A 19185-nucleotide genomic window follows, 5' to 3' on the forward strand; every position below is an offset into this window, starting at 1 on the left:
GAATCAGGTGTTTTTCAGGCCTTGGAGCATCGTCGGTTGAAAGGGCTGGAGCCCATAGGTACAGGCAAGGGCAGGGCGGAGCGGCGAATAAAAACTGGGTGCGTCGAACTTAACGCAGCCCACAGGCCCGTTCGCATAAGCGCGGGCTTGTGCGGGGGTATGGCCTAGCCGCGCCTGATTAGCCAGATACCGGCGATGATCAGCAGCAGGCCGCCAAGCTTGCCGGCGGTAATGGGAGCTTCGCGAAAACCCGCCCAGCCGAAGTGGTCCAGGGTCAGGGCCATACTCAGTTGCCCTGCGATCACCAGGGCCATAAACAGCACCGCGCCGACCTTGGGGCCAGCAAAGGCGGCGGTGGCGATAAACATCACCCCCAACAGGCCGCCGCTCCAGTGCCACCAAGTCAGGCCTTTCAATGCGCCGAGGCTGGGGAATTCGCGCTGAGCCAGTACCAAAATAAGCAGGGCCAGGGTGCCTATGGCAAAGGAAATCAATGACGCAGCCAATACACTGGACACCTGTTTGGCCAATTGACCGTTGATCCCGGCCTGCAGCGGCAGGCACGCGCCGGCAACAAAGGGCAGGGCCAGTAACCACCAGATTGGGGCAGGCATGGGGTGTCTCCAGGCAGGTACAGGGCGAGCGATTATGCCGTAAAAGCAGCTTGTCCCGTTTGTTGTGGGCGGCCGCGTCAGCGTTGAAGCGCCGCGACGTTAACGCGGCGGGTATTGGCTTAAGACGTTGGCCACGGTGCTGCGGATCGACGCTTCGCGCTCGCTGGGGCTGGGCTGAGAGCTGCGCAGTACCTGTTCGGCACTGCCGCGCCAGACCAGCTTGCCATCCTTGCCGTCGAGCAAGTCAACCTGCAGGGTGCCGACCTGGTAGTCCACGGTGCGGGTTTCCACGTAGCTCGGGCCTCCCCAAAAGCCGCCACCCCAGGGGTTGCCCCAGGCGCCGCCCATTTGCGTGCTGACCTGCTGTTGGCGGTTGTCGACGATCACCCAGACCTGCACCTTAAGGTCGCCAGTAGTGGCTGCAGTTGCAGCGCGGAGGCCGCGTTGTTCGAGTTGCTCGCTTACCGCTGCGCGAATGCGCTGGCTGGTCAGGTCGCTGTTGATGCGCGGGTCATTGGGCTTGAACTGTACAGCGGGTTCCTCCCAGCTCCAGCTGCGGTAGGCCGCAAAGTCTCGGCTGGGATCGAAGTCGCGCTGCAGCCGTGGCGTTTGGCAGGCGCTCAACAGCAGTAGCAGGGGCAGTAACAACAGTGATGTACGCATGAGTGTTCTCCTTGGGGCCGCAGTCAGTTCGGTGGATAGGCTGCCAGTGCTTGCTGTAGTGCATTGCGTAGGGCGGCCGCGCGTTCACTCTGGCTGCCGCTGCTGAGGGCTTCGGCACTGGCGCTCCAGATCGGCTGGCCGTCCTTGCCATCGAACAACTCGATGCGCACCACCATCACCTCTTCGGTATAGCTGCGCACCAGCGGCGCGCTGCCCCATAACCCGTATTGATTGCCATAAGGGTTGTGGCCGTAATAGCTGCCGTAGCGCTCTGTCACTTGGCGAATGCGTTGCTCCAGGCGTAGCTCGGCGCTGACCTGTAGATCAGCCGTTGCGCCGCTACGGTGCGGGCGCAGGCCGCGCTGGTCGAGAGCATTGCTCAGCGCTTCCTGAACCTGCTCGGAGCTGGCCCAGGCGGTGCCGGCGGGCAGGCGTTGCCAGCGCCAGGTACGGTATTGGCCATAGTCGCGCGGTTTTGCCGGGTAGGCGCTGAGGTCCAGTTGCTGGGCCGCCTGCGCGGGCGCTGGCGGCAGTGGTTGGCTGTCGGCGACATAAGGGTTATGGCTCTGGCAGGCGGCGAGCGTGGCAAGCAGCAGTAAAACGCTGAGTTTGTGCATACGCGGCCTCCTGAGTCGTGAGCGTTAAATCAATGGGGGCGACAGATCCAGTGTAGATAACGGCCCAAACCGGCAAAGCTGGGGTGGTGGCGGTAGGCCAGTTCCATTTCCAGCAGATCAATCAGCTCGGCCTTGGCCTGAAACGGCTGCGGCATGTAGTCGTGGAACACCCGCACACCGCTCTGGCTTTCGACCTGCCAATGGGCCTCAAGTTGCGCCGCCAACTCGCGCGGATCAAGCGGCATCTGTGGCGTCAGGCTTTGTTTTTCACCGGCGAACTCGGCTTTGCGCAGTTTGCGGAAATGGCCCTTGAGCAGGTTGCGGTAGATCAGCGCGTCTTTGTTGTAGAACGCCAGCGACAGCCAGCCGCCGGGCGCGCAGAGCTGGTGCAGCACTGGCAGGATGCTGTGGGGTTCGGCCAGCCACTCCAGCACCGCATGGCAGATCACCAGGTCATAGGGCTGTTCAAGTTGGCCGAGCAGGTCCTGCCAGGGCGCCTGAATAAAGGTGGCCTGTTGCCCGGCGGCAGCAAAGCGCTCGCGCGCACCGGCGAGCATGGGCGCGGCGGGTTCTGCCAGGGTTACCTGATGGCCGCGCTCGGCCAGCCACAGTGACATATGACCAAGCCCCGCGCCGATATCCAGCACGCGCAGCGGGCGTTCGGGCAGGGCTTCGGCCAGGTCGGCCTGGAGTACGGCGAGGCGAATGGCGCCCTTGGCGCCGCCATAGATCTTCTCGGCGAAGCGGGTGGCCAGCTCATCGAAGTGCCGATCAGTCATGGTGAGGGGTTCCTAGAAAGCGTTTTTCGTTGTCGGCTAGTTTGGCGCGCACCACCTGCTCCATATCCAACCCCAGCTCACTGCACAGCAGCACCAAATAGAGAATGACATCGCCGACTTCCTGGCCGGCGTGAGCGAGTTGCTCGGCCGGCAGTTGGCGCGACTGCGCCTCGGTCAGCCACTGGAAGATTTCCACCAGCTCGGCCATTTCCACGCTGGCGGCCATGGCCAGGTTCTTTGGGCTGTGGAATTGCCGCCAGTCGTTATGATCACGAATAGCGTGCATGCGGGTGGTCAGTTCGGCGAGGTTCATCAGGCGCTCCAATCAACAGGCGCCTAGCTTCGGGGGTTCGCCCCCGCTGTGCAAGCGGCGCTGGAGCGGCGGCCCAGTATCCGCTGTGACGTGCACTGGGGATTGGTGAATGTGACGCTGTAATGGCGCCGAAAACGCACGGTCATGCGCTCAGGCGCCGGGTTGGCACCGCCCTGATTAAGCGGCGAAATAGGTGACCCAGAAGTAATAAGCGGTCATGCCGCTGCCCACTGCGATCACCAGTGCGCGCAGCAGGTTGGCGGGTAAACGCTGGCCCAGTGCGCCACCGACATAGCCGCCGATGGTGGCGCCGACCAGCAGAATCACCAGCTCATACCAGCTGACTCGGCCGGCGATGATAAAAGTCGCCGTGGCTACGCTGTAGATCACCGCCGAGATCAGGTTTTTCAGGGCGTTGGAGCGAGCCAGCGGGTGGCCTTCGATGGAAAACGCCGCCAGTTGCAGGATGCCCATGCCTGCGCCGAAGTAGCCGCCGTAAATCGACACGCCGACGTGGGCCACCAGCGACAGTGGCGAGTGCGGTGGCTGCGCCGCCTCGCCGCGGCGCGCGGCCAACCAGCGGCTGAGCCAGGGGCTGGCGGCAAATAGCGCGGTGGCGAGCAGCAGCAGCCAGGGAATCAGCTTGGCAAATACCGCATCACCGCCCACCAGCAGGAGCAAACCGCCGAGCAGGCCGCCCGCCAGGCCGGCTATCAGCAAGGGTACTAAATAACTGCCCAAGGGCCGCAGTGAGGCCCGTGCCGCCCAGGCTCCGGCCAGGCTGGCAGGCCACAGTGCCACGGCATTGGTGGCGTTGGCCGTGACCGGCGGCAGGCCGGCGGCGAGCAAGGCCGGGAAGGAGAAAAACGTGCCGCCGCCGGCCAGGGCATTCATCCCGCCCGCCGCAAAACCGGCAAGCACCAATAGCAACATATCGGAAACAGGCATGGCTATCCCTCGCACAAAAAGGGTGCAGCATACCCAGGCCTGGACGGTTCGGCCATGTCGATCAAGGTAGTAGACGGCGACTCAGCTGAGTTTGCGCAGCACATACAGGCGCTGCATGGCCAGGCCGGGCATGAAGTCGCGGTGGCCGCTGATGTGGAAGCCGGCAGCGGTGAACTCACGCTCGATTTGCGCCCGCGCGTGAACCTGGCCGTTGCGCCGGCTGAGGGGTGTTTGGCGTACGGCTTGGAGGTTGCCATCGACCCAGACTGAAATGATCACGCAGTCGCGCGTAACCCGGTTGAATTCGCGCAGCACGAGCATCCTGCGCCGTGGGTCGTCGATGTGATGCAGGCCATACATGGAGAAAATACAGTCCACTGCATTGGCGCCCAAATCAATCGCGAACAGCGAGGTTTGCAGTGGATGCACCCTGCGGCTGAAAACCGCATGCAGCCCTGCCAGTGCTGCTGTCAGTTGCTCGGCATTGGCCTCGGCGGCAATCACTACACGGCTATCGCTGGTGCTCAGCAGCGGCCATAAACCATCGGCGGCGCAGGGTAGGTCGAGCACCAGGCTCGGCTCGCCGGCTAGTTTCAGCGCACTGTTGATCAGCTGCCCGGCCCGCCACTGAGTCACGCGCCGGGCAATGCTGCTCAGCATGCGCCCGGCGGCGGTTTGCCCACCTCGATGTGCGGTCGCTGCGGTGTGCTGTGCGGGTGGCTCGACATAGGGCTGTCCGGGTTATCTCGATCACGGCGACGTTAGGGGTTGTCTTGTGCGGCGGTCTGGCGCGTGTTGGGTTGCGTATCGCCGACCCCCGCGGTGTTGCTCAACAGGCTTTGCGTGGCGACCTGCAAAAAGGCCTGCAGGCGCGGCAGCAGGTGAGCTTGCAGCGCGGCGTTGTCGGTAGGCTGTATGCCGGCGTTCTCATGCAGCTGGTAGTCATACAAGCGCGGCGCGCCGTCACGTGGCTGGATCAGCAGGTTGCTGCCGGACACCAGGGCGACGGTTTGATCGCTGCCGGAGGGCTTGATCACGCCAATGCCCGGGTCCGCCGAGTCCAGCGCCAACAGGTCACGGCCCCAGCATTGCTGCTGCACGGGGCCGCCAAGCCGGCCCATGATGGTGGGGACGATGTCCAGCTGAGTGCCGGCAATGTCATTGCGGGTGCCGAATTGTTCTTGAACCCCGGGGGCAATCACCAGCAGGGGCACATGGAAGCGGTACAGGTCGATGTCGCTGAGCTGCTCGGGGCTGCCAAAACCATGGTCGCCGACGATCACGAACATTGTGTCTTTGAAGTAGGGCGCTTTACGCGCCTTTTCGAAAAACTGGCCCAGGGCCCAATCCGAATAGCGCATGGCCGTAAGGTGTTCGTCGTTGGAGCCGAAACCGCTGACCGGAGCGACCGGCAGTGGGTCGGGCAGGGCGTAAGGCGTGTGGTTGGACAGGGTTTGCAGCAGGGCATAGAACGGCCGCTGGCGATCGAGTTTGCGCAACTCTAGGTCGGCGCGGTCAAACATGTCCTGATCGGAAACGCCCCAGGTCGGGTCGGAAAACACCGGGTCCACGTAATCGTTGCGGCCAATGAAATTACTCATGCCCTGGTTGCCGAAGAAGCCCTTCTGGTTATCCCAGCCAAAGTCGCCGTTGTACACGTAGAGGTCGTCAAAGCCGCGATCACCCAGCAGCTGCGGCAGCCCCGAGAAGTCATGGGCGCCTTCCGGGCTCTGCATCAAATATTCGAAGCCGGGCAAGTTGGGGAAGCAGGCCATGGTGGCAAACATGCCCTGGTGGGTGTGAGTGCCGTTGGAGAAATAGCGGGTAAACAGCAGCCCTTCTTTAGTCAGGCGGTCGAAGTTGGGGGTGATGTCGCCGCCCGCACCGAGCGCGCCGACATAGTGCCCGGCGAAGCTTTCCATGAGGATCACCACCACATTGCGTACCGGTAACTGCAGGTGTGGCTTGGGTGTGCTGATCCGGCGGATCGCCGCCTCGCCGCTGTCGATCAGCAAATCCTGTGGGGTCAGCAGCATCTGCCGTACCAGAGCTTGCGCTTCGGCGCTGGGCAGGCGGGCTTTCCATTGATTGTCACGGTGGTCAGACCAACGCGCTTTGCCGGCATCGACCAGGGTCAGGGTGCCATTGAGGCCCAGTTGGTTGGCAAATACCGATTCGGTGGTGCTGGCGTCGCCCCAGCGCAGCGGTGGGCCTTGGCGCAAGGTGCCGCGCACCGCGAGTACGGCGATAAACAGGCAGAGGGTGAACACGCTGACGCGCCAGTACCAGCGCTCGCCCGCCGCCGGGCTGAGGCGTGGGTCGGCCGGCGGGACCAGGCGATGGATGGCTTGCAGGGCTTTGAACAGCAGCCAGCTGGCCAGTGCCCAGGCGATCAGGTAACGGCCGACCGGAAAGCCATGCCAAAGCATGCTCATGACCGTTGTCGGGTCTTCGCCGAGGTACTGAAACACCAGTGCGTTGAGGCGTTGGTGAAATTCGCGGTAGAAATCCAGCTCCAGCACGCCGAGAAACAGGGTCAGGCTGGCCGCGAAGCTGAGCCAGGCCAGTTGCCAGGTGCGTGCGGCCATCAAGCGCCGGCTGCCCATTACCAGCAGCAACGGCGCCAGAACAAAGACGACAACGCGCAGATCAAACCGCAGACCGTTACCGAAGGCTTCCAGCAGGTCGTTGGCCGTGGTTTCGCCAATCAGCTCATGGTTATAAACCAGCAACGCCAGGCGCAGCAGGCTGTACAGGACGATTAACAGGGCGCCGCTTAGGGCCGTGAACAGCAGGTGTTGACGCAAGCCGTTGCGGCCTGCGGCAGAGCGAGTAGACGTGGCGGGCATCAATCAGTTTCCTGTGGGTGGCGTTGCAGGCTCAGTACGCGGTTGCGGCCTTGTTCGGCCAGTAGATAGTAGCCTGGGCGCGTTTCGATCAGGGTTTGTGCCGAGCGCAGGTGTGACAAGACGGTATGCAACTGGCCATCCGGGGCCAGCCGCAACAGACGGGCCATGTGCGTGGCATCTTCGGTGATCCACAAACCCTGGTTGTTGCACAGCAGGTAACCGGGCTGGTTAAGGCCCGTCAGCACCACGCTGTCATGACCTTCAGCGTGTAGCTGAGACACCGTGCCGCTGCTCTTCTCGCTATAGAACAGGCGGCCGTCGGGGCAGGCGGTAATGGCTTCGGCTTGATCCAGGCCGGTGCGCAGTACCACGGTAGTGTCGTTGCTGGGGTCGTAGCGCAACAGGCGGCCATCGCCATGACGGTCTTCGATGGCATAGAGGTAGCGACCATCATTGGCCAGGCCCTCAACATTGCTGCCGGCAAATAGCTCGACGGTGCGCTGCGGTGTCCGCCAGAGCACGGCCTCATCGCCTTGCTCCTGGCTGAACACCACGCCACCGCGAAAACTGACCATGCCGTCTGGCTTGGACAGGCCGGCTTCCACCGGCTCAAGGCTGCCGTCGGCGCTGTAACGCAGAATGCGCCCCTCACCACTTTGCAGTTCCTCGCTGAGCAGGAGGCCGCCTTCGGCATCCAGAGCGATGGCGCTGACTTTCTCGATATCTTTGAGCAGCACCTCATAGCGCCAGCCGGTTTCTGCCACCGCCGGGTACAGGTGCCGCCAGCCCATGTAGCTGAACGTCGCCAGCAGCACGACCATCAGCACCGGCGTCAGCCGCAGCCAGCCGCTTTTGCCGCGCGGTTTGAGGCCATGCAGCACGCCGGCGTGAGTCGGCAGCGGCTTGTCGAGTAATGAGGAGGGCAGCATGGGCAATATCCATCTGTAGGCAGTGCTGCATCCTAGAAGGCCGGCATTCAATTCCATGTCAAAAGAATGTGAAAAATTCGTGAGTTCTGCGCTGCTCACAGGTGACCGAGGTGTATCCACAGCGGCGTGCTGAGCGCAGCAGCGCGGCCGTGATCACTCAACGGTTTTTCACATCCGCCCGACAGGCATTTCACATCTGCCTGAGTAGATTTGCGCCAGTCTCGTTATCTACCCAGGTGCTTTGTGCGCGAATCCATTCTTAAACGTGTGGCCGTCAGCCGTAACGGGCTGACCATGTTGGTTGCCTTGTGGCTGATGCTGACCATGAACCTGCCGTTCTGGCACAGCGTCTGGCAGGGCGTGGGCGGTATGAGCAACGACAGCCCGTTGTTCCTACTCAGCCTGCCGCTGTTTGTCTGGATCTGGCTGTACGTGCTGCTCAGCCTGCTGACCTGGGGGCGGCTGACCAAAGCGGTGCTGGCCCTGCTGGTGCTGGTGTCGGCCGGTGCCAGTTACTTTATGAGCAGCTATGGCATCGTCATCGACTACAACATGCTCACCAACATGCTGCAGACCGACGTGGCCGAAGCCACGGAGCTGTTCAATGCTCGCCTGCTGCTGTGGTTTTTATTGTTGGGCGTGCTGCCTGCGTTGTTGATCAGTCGTATGCCGACTCGCCCCCTCACGTGGCGGCGAGAGCTGGCCGGCAAGCTGGGTAGCATGGCCGTGCTGTTGGGGGTATTTGCCGTGTTGGTGATGAGCCAGTACCAGCCGTACGCCTCACTGATTCGCAACCACCGCGAAGTGCGCCTGATGTTGGTGCCGTCGAATGTGGTCGGGGCCGTGCACGGTTACCTCAAACGCGAGTTGGCCGCGCCGGCTGTGCTGGAAGTCGTCGGCGCTGATGCCCATCGCATCAGCGCAGTCAGCACCCTGCACCGGCCGCGCGTCACCCTCTTGGTGGTGGGCGAGACGGCCCGTGCAGCGAACTTCTCGCTCAACGGTTATGCGCGCCCGACTAACCCTGAGTTGGCTAAGCGCGATGTGATCAACTACCCGCAGGCGTCTTCCTGCGGCACCGCCACGGCGGTCTCGGTGCCTTGCATGTTTCAAGACGTAGGCCGGGCGGATTACCAGGACTCGATGGCCGGCAATCGTGAAGGCATGCTCGACGTGTTGCAGCGTGCCGGCGTGGATGTGCTGTGGCGCGATAACAACTCGGGTTGCAAGGGCGCCTGTGATCGGGTGCCCAACGAGGATGTTTCACACCTCAACCTTGCGCAGTTCTGCGCCGATGGCGAATGCCACGACGAGGCGCTGCTGCATAACTTGCAGGCGTACCTCGACGGCCTGACCCGTGACACCCTGGTGGTGCTGCATATGAAGGGCAGTCATGGCCCGGCCTATTACAAGCGCTACCCGGCGGCGTTTGAGCGCTTCACCCCGGTGTGCAAGGAGGTGCAACTCGATCGCTGCGACACCGCCAGCATCGTCAATGCCTACGACAACAGTCTGCTTTACACCGACCATGTGCTGGCCGCCACCATCGACCTGCTGCGCAGCAATGCGGCGCGCTTGGACACGGCCATGCTCTATATGTCGGACCACGGTGAGTCCCTCGGCGAACACGGCATGTACCTGCATGGCGTGCCCTACGCCATGGCGCCGAGCGAGCAAACCCATGTGCCGATGGTGCTGTGGTTCTCCGACGGCATGCAGCGCAGCAGCGGCATTTCCGCCGATTGCCTGCGCCAGCAAGCGGGCCAGCCGGTGTCGCAAGACAACCTGTTCCACTCGGTGATCGGCCTGATGGGCGTGCGCACGGCGGTCTATCAGCCGCAGCTGGATATCTTCCGCAGCTGCCGACCGGCTGCGGTTGCCGTGCAGAGCAAAAGCACTGAGCTACGGATCGACTGACTCAGTAAGGCCGGCCCAGTGTTCGTGCATCTAGGCTCTGGTTGCAGTCGGCCTGGCTGAGCGCCAGGCCGCCAGACTTATTTGGTCGCTTTAAGCACCACAAACTTCGGTGTGGCCGCTACCTGTTCGACGCCGCGGAACAGGCGTTTCAGTTTGGCGTGGTAGCCCAGGTGACGGTTGCCGACGATCCACAGTTCACCGCCGGTCACCAGGGCGGCACGGGCCTGCTGGAACATGCGCCAGGCGAGGAAGTCGCCGACCACTTGCTGCTGGTGGAAGGGCGGGTTGCACAGCACCAGGTCCAGCGAATCCGCCGCCTGTTCGGCCAGCCCATCGCCGGCACGGATCTCTACCGGGCGCTCGCCCAGCGCCGCTTGCCAGTTTTCAGCGGTCGATTGCACGGCCATATAGGACTCATCCACCAGCGTCAGCTCAGCCTGCGGGCTGCCCAAGGCGTAGGCGATACCGAGCACGCCATTGCCGCAGCCGAGATCGGCTACGCGCAGGCGGCTGAGGTGCTTGGGCAGGTGCGGGAGGAAGGCGCGCGTGCCGATATCCAGGTCTTCGCGGCAAAACACATTGGCGTGGTTACGCAGCTCAATCGCCGGTTTATCCAGGCGGTAGGCCGTGGGGTAGGGCGATACCGGCGCGGGTTTGGCGGCTGACGTGGCGAACAGCAGGCGGGCTTTTTTCACCGCCAGTGAGGCCTGCACCGGGCCGATGTAACGCTCCAGCAGATCACCCGCCGCGCGCGGCAGGTGTTTGACCATGGCCGCGGCAATCACCTGCGCGCCCGGGGCGAGCTGGCCGTGCAGGCGAATCAGTTGTTCCTCCAGCAGCGCCAGGGTTTTCGGCACGCGGATTAACACCAGGTCAAACGGCCCTTGCGCACACTCACTGCTCGGCACAAAGCGTACGGCCTCCGCCGGCAACTGATTGCGCTGCAGGTTGACCTGTAAACCAAGGTGGCCGAGGTGTGAGTCGCCGCTGCTGGTGACGTCGGCCCGGCCGGCCAGGCTGGCCGCCAGTGCGCCGAAGCTGTCATTCAGTACCAAGATGCGCGCTGCGTCCGGTAACCCCTGCTCATGCACATGGTTGAGCAGGTATTCATCGGCGGCATCAAACGCCTGCAGCGGCTCATGCAGTTGGTCGGGTTGGCGAATCAGGTCGAGCTGGGCGAAAGGCGTAACGAATATAGGCATATAGGCTGCTGGTGTTTGTTCGAGTCGGTTTGCGGGACACTGGGGCGACGTCACCGCAGTGGAGCCAGTATGACTGTCAGCGAAGACAAGTTCACCCAGCAAACCCTTAGCGCCATTCAGGTCTGGTCGCCCAGCCTTTTCAGCCTGCGCTGTAGCCGTGATCCCGGATTTCGCTTTACGGCCGGGCAGTTTGCCCGCCTGGGCGTGCAGAAAGCCGATGGCACGAGGGTTTGGCGGGCCTATTCGATGGCCTCGGCGCCCCATGATGAGTTTCTTGAGTTCTTCTCCATCGTGGTGCCGGGCGGCGCGTTCACCTCCGAGCTGAGCCGGCTGCAGGTTGGCGACAGCCTGTTGGTGGAAAAGCAGGCGTTGGGCTTTCTCACTCTCGATCGTTTCGCCGATGGCCGTGATCTCTGGCTATTAGCCAGCGGCACCGGTTTGGCGCCGTTTTTGTCGATTCTGCAGGGGCTTGAGGTGTGGCAGCGCTTTCAACGGGTGGTGTTGGTGTACAGCGCGCGCACGGCCAGCGAGCTGGCCTATCAGCCGTTGATTCAGGGGCTGATGCAACAGGAACATCTGCAGGAGTTTGCCGGGCGCTTTACCTATCTACCGCTGGTGACGCGTGAGCAGGTGCCCGGTTGTTTGCATGGGCGCATCACCACATTGCTGGAGAGTGGCGAGTTAGAGCGTGCAGCGGGGCTGAGCCTGGAGCCCGCAGATTCACGGCTGATGATCTGCGGCAACCCGCAGATGATCGACGACACGCGGGCGCTGCTGAAACAGCGCGATCTGCAGCTCAGCCTGACCCGACGGCCGGGACAGGTGGCCGTCGAGAACTATTGGTAGCGGTTATTCCTCGCGGATGGCCTTGATCCGATGCTCCCAGCGGCGCTTGGCAAAGCGACGCATATTCGGGATGTCGTCGGTTTCGTCGAGGATCGGCTTGCCGATGATGGTCTCCATGATGTCTTCCATGGTGACCAGGCCGCGCCAGCTGCCGAACTCGTCATACACCAGGCACATGTGCTGACGTTCTTGCATCATCTGCGTCATCAGGTTCTCGACGTTCATGCTGTCGGAGACCACCTTGAGCGGCTTGAGGATGTTGGACACTGGCGCATCATCAGCCTCGGCCGCCAGGGCGTCATAGCGGAATACCACACCCAGCGGCGACTCATTCTCACCGATCACCGGATAGCGGGAGAACTGGCTCTCTTTCACCCGGGCCTTGAACGCGCCGAGGGTGTCATCGGGGGCCGCAAACTCGCAGACAATCCGTGGCGTCATGATGTCGCGCAGCTTGATTTCGTGCAGGTCGAGGATATTGCTGATGACGCGCTGCTCATCCTCATCCAGCTTGCCGACTTCACGGCCGAGCAGGGTCAATGCTTTGATCTCTTGGCGGATGTCGTGCTCGGGTTCCTTACCGCCAAACAACCGCATGATCAGGTCGGACATGACGATAAATGGCTTGAGCAGCAGGATCATGCCGCCCAGCAGGCCAGGCAGGTACGGCGCCAGGGTGGGCCAGTAACGTGCGCCAATGGTCTTGGGCAGAATTTCCGAGAGCACCAGGATCAGCAGGGTCATGACCGCGGAGGCGATGCCCAGATAACCGTCGCCATATATCACCGTGACTTGCGCGCCGACGCCCGTAGCACCGACAGTGTGGGCCACGGTGTTGAGCGTGAGGATCGCTGCAAGGGGCTGGTCAATCTTGTCTTTCAGCCCTTTCAGCTGCTCGTAGAGCTTGGGCTTGGTGGCCTTCTGCTGGGCAATGTAGCTGGGCGTTAGGGAAAGCAACGCCGCTTCAAGAATGGAACAGATGAACGAAACGAGGATGGAGAGAGCGGCAAACGCAATTAGGAGTGTCATTGAGGGGGGTAAGTAACCAAGGGATACTCAATTTACACGAACTGGTTGCGAACGCCGCGCGCGGCCAGTGAGCAAGCTGCAACAAATCGTGTACGGGAGGGCGCTGGCCCTCCGCACGGGGGAGGGTTCAGTCTTTGCTTTGCTGAGCCTTAAGCAGGTCACGGATTTCGCTCAGTAGCTCCTGCTCCTTGCTCGGCGGCGCTGGTGCGGCCGGGGCAGCTTCTTCTTCGCGTTTGAGTTTGTTGATCACTTTGACGCCCATAAAGATGGCGAAGGCGACAATCAGGAAGTCGAGTATGGTCTGAATAAACTTGCCATAGCCCACGGTTACAGCAGCGACATCGCCTTCGGCGGCTTTCAGCACAATCGCCAGATCGGAGAAATCTACACCGCCAATCAGCATGCCCAGGGGCGGCATCACCACGTCACCGACGAAGGACGAGACAATCTTGCCAAAGGCCGCGCCGATAATGATGCCCACGGCCATGTCGACCACGTTGCCTTTGACCGCAAAGGCCTTGAATTCACTGATTATACTCATGCTGCTTTCCCTGATAGGTGAGGTTGCGCTGAGTGTAATTCAGCGCTTGCTGCTTGCCAGTCAAATTTTAGCTCGGGTAATGCACGTCCGGCAGGGACTGGAAGCCCGGTTTGGCCAGCAGATAGCCCTGGAAGAGCTCCACGCCCATGGCCTGCAATGTACGCAATTCGCCAAGGGTTTCGATGCCTTCGGCAATCACCCGGATATTCAGTTTGCGGCACATCTGCAAGGTGGCCTCGACCAGCGTCTGCCGCACGCTGTCTTGGTCGATATTGCGGATCAGTTGCATGTCGAGTTTGATCAGGTCGGGCTGAAAGTCGGCCAGCAGATTCAGGCCGGCATAACCGGCGCCGAAGTCATCAATTGCCGTCATAAAGCCTTGCTTGCGGTACGCGCGCAGGATGCCGGTGAGGTGGTCGATATCCAGCACCTGCTCCTGTTCTGTGACCTCGAAGATGATCCGCTCCAGCGGGAAGTTGAAGCGCTCTGCCGCCTCTAGCGTGGCGCGGATACAGGTCTCCGGCTTGTACACCGCATTGGGCATGAAGTTAATCGAGACCATGGCCGGCACTTGCAGCTTAGCGGCCCACTCCAGGGCAGTAACTCGGCAGGCCTGATCGAACGGGTAGAGGTTGTCTTTATTGAGCTTGCCCAAGAGGCTGCCGGCGGACTCGCCCGCCGTGCCGCGTACTAGGGCTTCGTGGGCGAATACCGTGCCAGTACTCAGGTTAACGATGGGCTGAAACGCCATGCTGATAGGGAAACCAAGTCCCTGGCCGTCGCGGCAAGCCGCGCATCCGGTTGTTGTACCCATTACCTGTTCTCTGATTTTTTGCAGATGATGCTCACGATAGCAGAAGTCGCTTTGCAAGCCTCAATTCAACGTGTCGCGGCAGAGCCTGCGGGGCTGAACTAGGCTCTATTTAACTCCACGCCTGAGGATGCCGTTATGCCCCTGGAACATCACCCACTGAACCGCGAATTTTCCGAGTTCAAGACCCAGTTACACGCCTTGCTCTCCAGTGACGGGCACTTTGTGCGCTTGGCTAATGAGTACGAAGAGCTTGATAAACGCATCTATGAGGTGGAAAGCGGGCGGGTGGCCATGGATGAGGTTCTGCTGCTCGGTTTGAAGATGCAGCGTGTCAGCCTTAAGGACGAACTCTCCGCCTATCTGCACAAAGCCTGATAGCTGTGCTGGCTTGATCCGGGTCAAGTGCTCAGCCCGGGGCAGGGGATAGGCTGCAGGCAGTGACTATCCCCTTAGGAGTGCCAGCATGCACGTAGAACACCATCCGCTAATCAAAGACTTCCCCGAACTACGCGGCGCCCTGAATGAGTTGCGTCTGGCTGACAGCAACTTCGCGCGCCTGGCCGATAACTACGAAACCCTGGATAAGCGTATTTGCCGTATTGAAGCCGGCAGCGAACTGCTGGCGGATGATGCCCTGTTGACACTCAAGCAGGAACGCGTCGGCCTCAAGGATGAGCTGGCGCGGCAGCTCAAGCGGGCGGCGGGGCAGTGTTGTGGATGCGGCAATGGCTGCAAAGCCTAAGAGGCTGCTGACGCTCTGCGGCGCATTGGACCGGCTGCGTTAAAACAGGCTCGTCGGACTTGAGCGCGTCAGAGGCGGAGCCGGTGCTGTATTCATTTAACTGTAAATATATCCAGCTATTTCGTATGATCCGGGCTCAGTTTTTATAGGAGTCCGGCATGGCCAAGGCTAAGCGCATGTATGGCTGCACCGAGTGCGGCGCAACCTTCCCCAAATGGGCCGGCCAGTGCGGCGAGTGCGGGGCGTGGAACACCTTGGTCGAGACGCTGCTCGAAGCCAATGCGGCCACCCCCAGCGGGCGTGCCGGCTGGGCTGGCGAACAGGCGCAGATCAAAACCCTGGCCGAGGTCAGCGTCGCCGAAGTGCCGCGCTTTTCCACTGCCTCCGGCGAGCTGGACCGGGTGCTCGGTGGTGGCCTGGTGGATGGTTCAGTGGTGCTGATCGGCGGTGATCCTGGCATCGGCAAATCGACCATCCTGCTGCAGACCCTGTGCAATATCGCCACGCGCTTTCCTGCGCTGTATGTCACCGGCGAAGAGTCCCAACAGCAGGTGGCCATGCGCGCCCGGCGTCTGGGGTTGCCGGAAGACAAGCTCAAGGTGATGACCGAAACCTGCATCGAAACCATCATCGCCACTGCGCGCCTGGAAAAACCCAAGGTGATGGTGATCGACTCGATCCAAACCATCTTTACCGAACAACTGTCCTCGGCTCCTGGCGGCGTGTCCCAGGTGCGTGAAAGTGCGGCGCTATTGGTGCGTTTCGCCAAACAGAGCGGTACGGCAATCTTCCTGGTCGGCCACGTAACTAAGGAAGGTGCCCTGGCCGGGCCGCGCGTGCTTGAGCACATGGTCGACACCGTGCTGTATTTCGAGGGTGAGTCCGATGGCCGCCTGCGTCTGCTGCGCGCGGTGAAGAATCGCTTTGGCGCGATCAACGAACTCGGCGTGTTCGGCATGACCGACAAAGGTTTGAAGGAGGTCACCAATCCTTCAGCCATCTTCCTCACTCGCGCCCAGGAAGAAGTGCCCGGCAGTGTGGTCATGGCCACCTGGGAAGGCACCCGGCCGATGCTTGTGGAAGTGCAGGCGTTGGTCGACACCAGCCACATGGGCAACCCACGGCGCGTGACCCTGGGCCTGGATCAGAATCGCCTGGCCATGCTACTGGCGGTATTGCACCGTCATGGTGGGATTCCCACCTATGACCAGGACGTTTTTCTTAACGTGGTCGGCGGGGTCAAGGTGTTGGAAACCGCCTCTGACCTGGCATTGATGGCGGCGGTGATTTCCAGCCTGCGCAACAAGCCGCTGCCGCATGATCTGCTGGTGTTTGGGGAGGTCGGCCTGTCTGGCGAAATTCGCCCGGTGCCCAGTGGGCAGGAGCGGCTTAAGGAAGCGGCCAAGCACGGTTTCAAGCGCGCCATCGTACCCAAGGGCAATGCCCCGAAAGATTCGCCGCCGGGTTTGCAGGTCATTGCCGTAACGCGCCTGGAGCAGGCGCTGGATGCGCTGTTCGAGTAATCGATCAGATGTGTATGGAAAAGGAGGCCTCGGCCTCCTTTTTCGTTACTGGTCTTCGCCGAGTGCGGCGAGTTCGCGTTCGAGCAAACTTTCATCGCCGAGGTTGAGCTCCACCAGGCGCCGCAAGTGGCTGATCGAGTCGAGGTCGATATGCCGGCAGACAAACCCGAGCAGGTCCGCTTGGGTGCGGGTCAGCACCACTTCCATCTGTACGCGGGTGTCACCGGCCAGTTGGATGTTGGCCTCAAACGGTAGGTTGGGATCACCGTTCCAGCCGGCTGGGCGCTTGATCAGTAGGCCCTTCAGCGAAACGTCATGCAGTTCGACTGCCCAGCGTCGTTCGCCTTGCACAATCTCGGTGGGCGCGTCGAAAGCGATGCGGTGAAAGCGCCGACGCTCATTGGCTGTTTCGCTCATGCAAACAAACTCCTGCGAGGTTTCATCCACTATAGCCAAGGCTGTTGCCAATGGCTTGGTTTTATCTGCGCCAGCGACATCGCATCGTGGCGGCCAGAAACAACGGCTGCCTTAAATGGCAGGCATAAAAAAGCCGGCTTGTGGGCGGCCTTATATGTAGTTAAGTTTTTGAATTTGTTTGCTTTTAATCTTTATAAAAAGGCTTGTCCCCCCACCTGTCCCCCCACCAAAATGTGCATAAAAAGCGGAATATGACCGGCTTTATTTCACTTGAATGGGGTGTTTCTGCACCTTGTGGAGTCGATGCAATCTTCGCCCCGTTGTTGCGAACGTACAGATTGATGAAGAGGCTCATGGACGTCTACACACCGTCATAAATTGGCGCCTGGAAAAGGCACCTATCGCTGTTCAATCAATAGAGCAGCCAAGCCAGTTCGTGCCGGTTGGCTGCAGCGCTTGAGTCTTCCCCGAGGCATGGTTATCAGCGCTGGAAGCCCCTACAATTGCAGCCCTTTTAAATCCGCCTGGCACGCGCTGCCTGCCGGTCAAGCTTCTAACGGATTAGCCTCCCATATGCCCCAACCGACTAGTCATCTTGAGCGATTCCTGCTTGTCGCCACCCTCATCGTTCTGGTTTTTCTTCCTTTACCGTTAGGCAGCAATCGTGACTGGTCCATGGGCGTGTTTGTGTTGCTTATGGGCGGGCTGGGTAGCATCTGGGCGATTAGTCAGCTGCGCAGCGGGTCCACCCAAGCCAGTCAGCTCAAGTCGGTAAGAGCTGGGCTGCCCTTGCTTGGGCTGCTGCTGCTGACGCAAGCCTGGGTTGCTATCCAGTGGCTGGCCGGGTTGACGGTCGATAACGGCGCTACCTTCCAATACCTAATGCTTGGGTTGGCTTACAGCCTGCTGTTCTTGCTTGTGGTAAGCCTATTCCACACGCGTAAACGACTGAGCCTGCTGCTCGGCACGCTGGTGGTCAGTGGGGCCCTGCAAGCTTTTTGGGGCGCATTCATGACCCTGTCCGGGGTTGAGTGGCTGCTTGTCGGCCCCAAAAGCACTTACATAGGCGACGCCACTGGCACCTTCGTTAACCGCAATCACCTGGCCGGCTACCTGGAAATGACCCTGGCCTGCGGCATCGGCCTGCTGCTGGCCCTGCGCGATAACCGTCCCTTTAGTTGGGTCAACCTGCTTGAGCTGCTGATGGGGCCCAAAGCACGCCTGCGCCTGGCTCTGGTGGTGATGGTGATTGCGCTGGTTATGACGCACTCGCGCATGGGCAACACCGCGTTTTTCGTCAGCTTGCTGCTGGTCGGCGGTTTGTTTGTGCTGCTGGAAAAAGAGCACCGCCTGCGCAATAGCCTGATTCTGGCCAGCATCATCCTTATCGACGTGTTGGTGATCAGCCAGTACTTCGGCCTGGAAAAACTCAAAGACCGTCTACTCAGCACCCAGTTGAACGATGTAGTGGTCAATGGCGAAGTGGTGCAGCAGGCCAACGAAGTGCGCGACGACGTGTTCGGCTACGCCATCCCACTGCTGCAAGCGCGGCCACTGGTAGGGCAGGGCGCGGGGAGCTTCGAGGCCGTCTTCCCGCAGTACCCCGGCGAAGACATTCGCCTGCACTTCGACCACGCGCACAACGACTACCTGCAATTCGCCATCGAGTTCGGCGTACTCGGCAGCCTGCCGTTGGCCGCCTTCATCCTGCTGGCGTTGTGGCATGCACTAAAGGCGCTGTGGCGCCGCGAATCGGTGTACCGCAGCGGCGTCGGCTTCGGGGCTGCTATGGGCATCATCGCCCTGCTGATTCACTCCAGTACCGACTTTAATCTGCAAATCCCGGCCAACGCCGCCACCCTGGTGGTGCTCTGTGCGATTGCCGTGCTGGCTGGCAGCCACAGTAAGCCGCGCGTTCGCAAAAGCCGCACAGTGCAGGACTGACCAAGTTGCCGGCTTAACAATCGTCGAGGGTTTCCCTGCCCGGGTGCCAATCGCCCTCGAACGTATGGCGCAGCGCGTGCGGCAGGCAGAATGGGTATCAATCGCGCAGCACGTGCAGCACGCACACGCCATTGGCGCAGCGCAACAAGCCAAAGCCCTCGGCGCCGGGTTGGTAGTCGATGTGTTCGACCAAATGCACATGGATCAGCACATCGTCACGCACAGGTTCAGGCGGGGCGGGGCGGGGTGGCTTGCACCGCCAGGCAGCAACAACACAAACGCCAATGCCGGCAAGCAGGACACCACGCGAAAGCGGTTCAATAAACAGCGGCAGCCGTGAGCCCTAGCCGCTGACCACGGCGAAGCGGCGCTCGGCGAGCCGGCGCGGTGCAATATCCATGGCAAATAAGCACGTTGGAACGTATCCGTCCGGCCAACACACCTTCCTGGCCCCGACGCCAAAGGCGATGGTGTCCACCTGATTTAAGTGGACACCAT

The 19185-nt window shown here is 61.3% G+C and carries 21 protein-coding genes; 6 read left to right on the plus strand and 15 right to left on the minus strand.

Annotated elements, in window-relative coordinates; translation table 11 throughout:
- Nucleotides 1–164 precede the first annotated feature (164 nt).
- From N1078_RS08565 to N1078_RS08605, 9 genes are all read right to left on the minus strand, one after another.
- Nucleotides 165–614 carry a DMT family transporter gene (locus N1078_RS08565; protein WP_274087757.1) on the minus strand — a complete coding sequence of 150 codons (450 nt, stop codon included), beginning with the start codon at nucleotides 612–614 and terminating at the stop codon, nucleotides 165–167.
- Nucleotides 615–713: 99 nt separating this feature from the next.
- Nucleotides 714–1277: a DUF4136 domain-containing protein gene (locus N1078_RS08570; protein ID WP_274087758.1), complete on the minus strand. Its 564-nt coding sequence runs from the start codon at nucleotides 1275–1277 to the stop codon at nucleotides 714–716.
- Nucleotides 1278–1300: 23 nt separating this feature from the next.
- Nucleotides 1301–1894, minus strand: a complete 594-nt coding sequence (locus N1078_RS08575; protein ID WP_274087759.1) for a DUF4136 domain-containing protein — start codon at nucleotides 1892–1894, stop codon at nucleotides 1301–1303.
- 29 nt (nucleotides 1895–1923) lie between these two features.
- Complete coding sequence (locus N1078_RS08580) at nucleotides 1924–2673, minus strand: methyltransferase (RefSeq protein WP_274087760.1); 750 nt, start codon at nucleotides 2671–2673, stop codon at nucleotides 1924–1926.
- The gene (locus N1078_RS08585; protein WP_274087761.1) at nucleotides 2666–2986 is read right to left on the minus strand and encodes a nucleotide pyrophosphohydrolase; all 321 of its coding nucleotides are present in this window, start codon (nucleotides 2984–2986) and stop codon (nucleotides 2666–2668) included. The genes N1078_RS08580 and N1078_RS08585 overlap by 8 nt, the downstream gene beginning before the upstream one ends.
- A 177-nt stretch (nucleotides 2987–3163) precedes the next feature.
- Nucleotides 3164–3934, minus strand: a complete 771-nt coding sequence (locus N1078_RS08590) for a sulfite exporter TauE/SafE family protein (protein WP_274087762.1) — start codon at nucleotides 3932–3934, stop codon at nucleotides 3164–3166.
- Nucleotides 3935–4015: 81 nt separating this feature from the next.
- Nucleotides 4016–4594 carry a class I SAM-dependent methyltransferase gene (locus N1078_RS08595; protein WP_274087763.1) on the minus strand — a complete coding sequence of 193 codons (579 nt, stop codon included), beginning with the start codon at nucleotides 4592–4594 and terminating at the stop codon, nucleotides 4016–4018.
- 101 nt (nucleotides 4595–4695) lie between these two features.
- Nucleotides 4696–6783 carry an LTA synthase family protein gene (locus tag N1078_RS08600; RefSeq protein ID WP_274087764.1) on the minus strand — a complete coding sequence of 696 codons (2088 nt, stop codon included), beginning with the start codon at nucleotides 6781–6783 and terminating at the stop codon, nucleotides 4696–4698.
- Nucleotides 6783–7712 (minus strand): hypothetical protein, encoded by a 930-nt coding sequence (locus N1078_RS08605; RefSeq protein WP_274087765.1) that lies wholly within the window; start codon nucleotides 7710–7712, stop codon nucleotides 6783–6785. The genes N1078_RS08600 and N1078_RS08605 overlap by 1 nt, the downstream gene beginning before the upstream one ends.
- A gap of 243 nt (nucleotides 7713–7955) precedes the next feature.
- Between N1078_RS08605 and N1078_RS08610 the strand changes: the two genes are divergently transcribed.
- The gene (locus N1078_RS08610; protein ID WP_274087766.1) at nucleotides 7956–9629 is read left to right on the plus strand and encodes a phosphoethanolamine transferase; all 1674 of its coding nucleotides are present in this window, start codon (nucleotides 7956–7958) and stop codon (nucleotides 9627–9629) included.
- Between the two features lie 77 nt (nucleotides 9630–9706).
- On the opposite strand, the gene N1078_RS08615 is transcribed toward N1078_RS08610, so the two are convergent.
- A complete protein-coding gene (locus N1078_RS08615) occupies nucleotides 9707–10831 on the minus strand; it encodes a methyltransferase (RefSeq protein ID WP_274087767.1) in 1125 nt (374 codons plus the stop codon).
- 69 nt (nucleotides 10832–10900) lie between these two features.
- Here N1078_RS08615 and N1078_RS08620 point away from each other — a divergent pair, with 69 nt between their 5' ends.
- Complete coding sequence (locus tag N1078_RS08620; protein WP_274087768.1) at nucleotides 10901–11677, plus strand: ferredoxin--NADP reductase; 777 nt, start codon at nucleotides 10901–10903, stop codon at nucleotides 11675–11677.
- 3 nt (nucleotides 11678–11680) lie between these two features.
- On the opposite strand, the gene N1078_RS08625 is transcribed toward N1078_RS08620, so the two are convergent.
- The 3 genes from N1078_RS08625 to N1078_RS08635 form a co-directional block, all read right to left on the minus strand.
- Complete coding sequence (locus N1078_RS08625; RefSeq protein WP_274087769.1) at nucleotides 11681–12706, minus strand: CNNM domain-containing protein; 1026 nt, start codon at nucleotides 12704–12706, stop codon at nucleotides 11681–11683.
- A 127-nt stretch (nucleotides 12707–12833) separates the two neighbouring features.
- Nucleotides 12834–13247, minus strand: a complete 414-nt coding sequence (mscL, locus tag N1078_RS08630; protein ID WP_274087770.1) for a large-conductance mechanosensitive channel protein MscL — start codon at nucleotides 13245–13247, stop codon at nucleotides 12834–12836.
- A 67-nt stretch (nucleotides 13248–13314) separates the two neighbouring features.
- Nucleotides 13315–14061 (minus strand): EAL domain-containing protein, encoded by a 747-nt coding sequence (locus tag N1078_RS08635; RefSeq protein ID WP_274087771.1) that lies wholly within the window; start codon nucleotides 14059–14061, stop codon nucleotides 13315–13317.
- A 135-nt stretch (nucleotides 14062–14196) separates the two neighbouring features.
- Between N1078_RS08635 and N1078_RS08640 the strand changes: the two genes are divergently transcribed.
- The 3 genes from N1078_RS08640 (at nucleotide 14197) to radA (ending at nucleotide 16326) form a co-directional block, all read left to right on the plus strand.
- Nucleotides 14197–14436 carry a YdcH family protein gene (locus N1078_RS08640; protein ID WP_274087772.1) on the plus strand — a complete coding sequence of 80 codons (240 nt, stop codon included), beginning with the start codon at nucleotides 14197–14199 and terminating at the stop codon, nucleotides 14434–14436.
- A gap of 88 nt (nucleotides 14437–14524) precedes the next feature.
- Complete coding sequence (locus tag N1078_RS08645; protein ID WP_274087773.1) at nucleotides 14525–14803, plus strand: YdcH family protein; 279 nt, start codon at nucleotides 14525–14527, stop codon at nucleotides 14801–14803.
- Nucleotides 14804–14961: 158 nt separating this feature from the next.
- On the plus strand, nucleotides 14962–16326 hold the full coding sequence (gene radA, locus N1078_RS08650) for a DNA repair protein RadA (protein WP_274087774.1): 1365 nt from the start codon (nucleotides 14962–14964) through the stop codon (nucleotides 16324–16326).
- A 45-nt stretch (nucleotides 16327–16371) separates the two neighbouring features.
- On the opposite strand, the gene N1078_RS08655 is transcribed toward radA, so the two are convergent.
- On the minus strand, nucleotides 16372–16743 hold the full coding sequence (locus N1078_RS08655; RefSeq protein WP_274087775.1) for a PilZ domain-containing protein: 372 nt from the start codon (nucleotides 16741–16743) through the stop codon (nucleotides 16372–16374).
- A gap of 573 nt (nucleotides 16744–17316) precedes the next feature.
- On the opposite strand from N1078_RS08655, the gene N1078_RS08660 reads away from it, so the two are divergent.
- On the plus strand, nucleotides 17317–18687 hold the full coding sequence (locus N1078_RS08660) for an O-antigen ligase family protein (RefSeq protein WP_274087776.1): 1371 nt from the start codon (nucleotides 17317–17319) through the stop codon (nucleotides 18685–18687).
- A gap of 97 nt (nucleotides 18688–18784) precedes the next feature.
- Here the strand turns inward: N1078_RS08660 and N1078_RS08665 are convergent, their stop codons facing one another.
- Nucleotides 18785–18910: a hypothetical protein gene (locus N1078_RS08665; RefSeq protein WP_274087777.1), complete on the minus strand. Its 126-nt coding sequence runs from the start codon at nucleotides 18908–18910 to the stop codon at nucleotides 18785–18787.
- Nucleotides 18911–19185 lie beyond the last annotated feature (275 nt).

The organism is Pseudomonas sp. MIL19, assembly GCF_028680365.1.
Lineage (GTDB): Bacteria > Pseudomonadota > Gammaproteobacteria > Pseudomonadales > Pseudomonadaceae > Aquipseudomonas > Aquipseudomonas spirodelae.

Coding starts and splice junctions, on each gene's coding strand:
- N1078_RS08565 (WP_274087757.1), bottom strand. CDS start 614: ATGCCTGCCCCAATCTGGTGGTTACTGGCCCTGCCCTTTGTTGCCGGC.
- N1078_RS08570 (WP_274087758.1), bottom strand. CDS start 1,277: ATGCGTACATCACTGTTGTTACTGCCCCTGCTACTGCTGTTGAGCGCC.
- N1078_RS08575 (WP_274087759.1), bottom strand. CDS start 1,894: ATGCACAAACTCAGCGTTTTACTGCTGCTTGCCACGCTCGCCGCCTGC.
- N1078_RS08580 (WP_274087760.1), bottom strand. CDS start 2,673: ATGACTGATCGGCACTTCGATGAGCTGGCCACCCGCTTCGCCGAGAAG.
- N1078_RS08585 (WP_274087761.1), bottom strand. CDS start 2,986: ATGAACCTCGCCGAACTGACCACCCGCATGCACGCTATTCGTGATCAT.
- N1078_RS08590 (WP_274087762.1), bottom strand. CDS start 3,934: ATGCCTGTTTCCGATATGTTGCTATTGGTGCTTGCCGGTTTTGCGGCG.
- N1078_RS08595 (WP_274087763.1), bottom strand. CDS start 4,594: ATGCTGAGCAGCATTGCCCGGCGCGTGACTCAGTGGCGGGCCGGGCAG.
- N1078_RS08600 (WP_274087764.1), bottom strand. CDS start 6,783: ATGCCCGCCACGTCTACTCGCTCTGCCGCAGGCCGCAACGGCTTGCGT.
- N1078_RS08605 (WP_274087765.1), bottom strand. CDS start 7,712: ATGCTGCCCTCCTCATTACTCGACAAGCCGCTGCCGACTCACGCCGGC.
- N1078_RS08615 (WP_274087767.1), bottom strand. CDS start 10,831: ATGCCTATATTCGTTACGCCTTTCGCCCAGCTCGACCTGATTCGCCAA.
- N1078_RS08620 (WP_274087768.1), top strand. CDS start 10,901: ATGACTGTCAGCGAAGACAAGTTCACCCAGCAAACCCTTAGCGCCATT.
- N1078_RS08625 (WP_274087769.1), bottom strand. CDS start 12,706: ATGACACTCCTAATTGCGTTTGCCGCTCTCTCCATCCTCGTTTCGTTC.
- mscL (WP_274087770.1), bottom strand. CDS start 13,247: ATGAGTATAATCAGTGAATTCAAGGCCTTTGCGGTCAAAGGCAACGTG.
- N1078_RS08635 (WP_274087771.1), bottom strand. CDS start 14,061: ATGGGTACAACAACCGGATGCGCGGCTTGCCGCGACGGCCAGGGACTT.
- N1078_RS08640 (WP_274087772.1), top strand. CDS start 14,197: ATGCCCCTGGAACATCACCCACTGAACCGCGAATTTTCCGAGTTCAAG.
- N1078_RS08645 (WP_274087773.1), top strand. CDS start 14,525: ATGCACGTAGAACACCATCCGCTAATCAAAGACTTCCCCGAACTACGC.
- radA (WP_274087774.1), top strand. CDS start 14,962: ATGGCCAAGGCTAAGCGCATGTATGGCTGCACCGAGTGCGGCGCAACC.
- N1078_RS08655 (WP_274087775.1), bottom strand. CDS start 16,743: ATGAGCGAAACAGCCAATGAGCGTCGGCGCTTTCACCGCATCGCTTTC.
- N1078_RS08660 (WP_274087776.1), top strand. CDS start 17,317: ATGCCCCAACCGACTAGTCATCTTGAGCGATTCCTGCTTGTCGCCACC.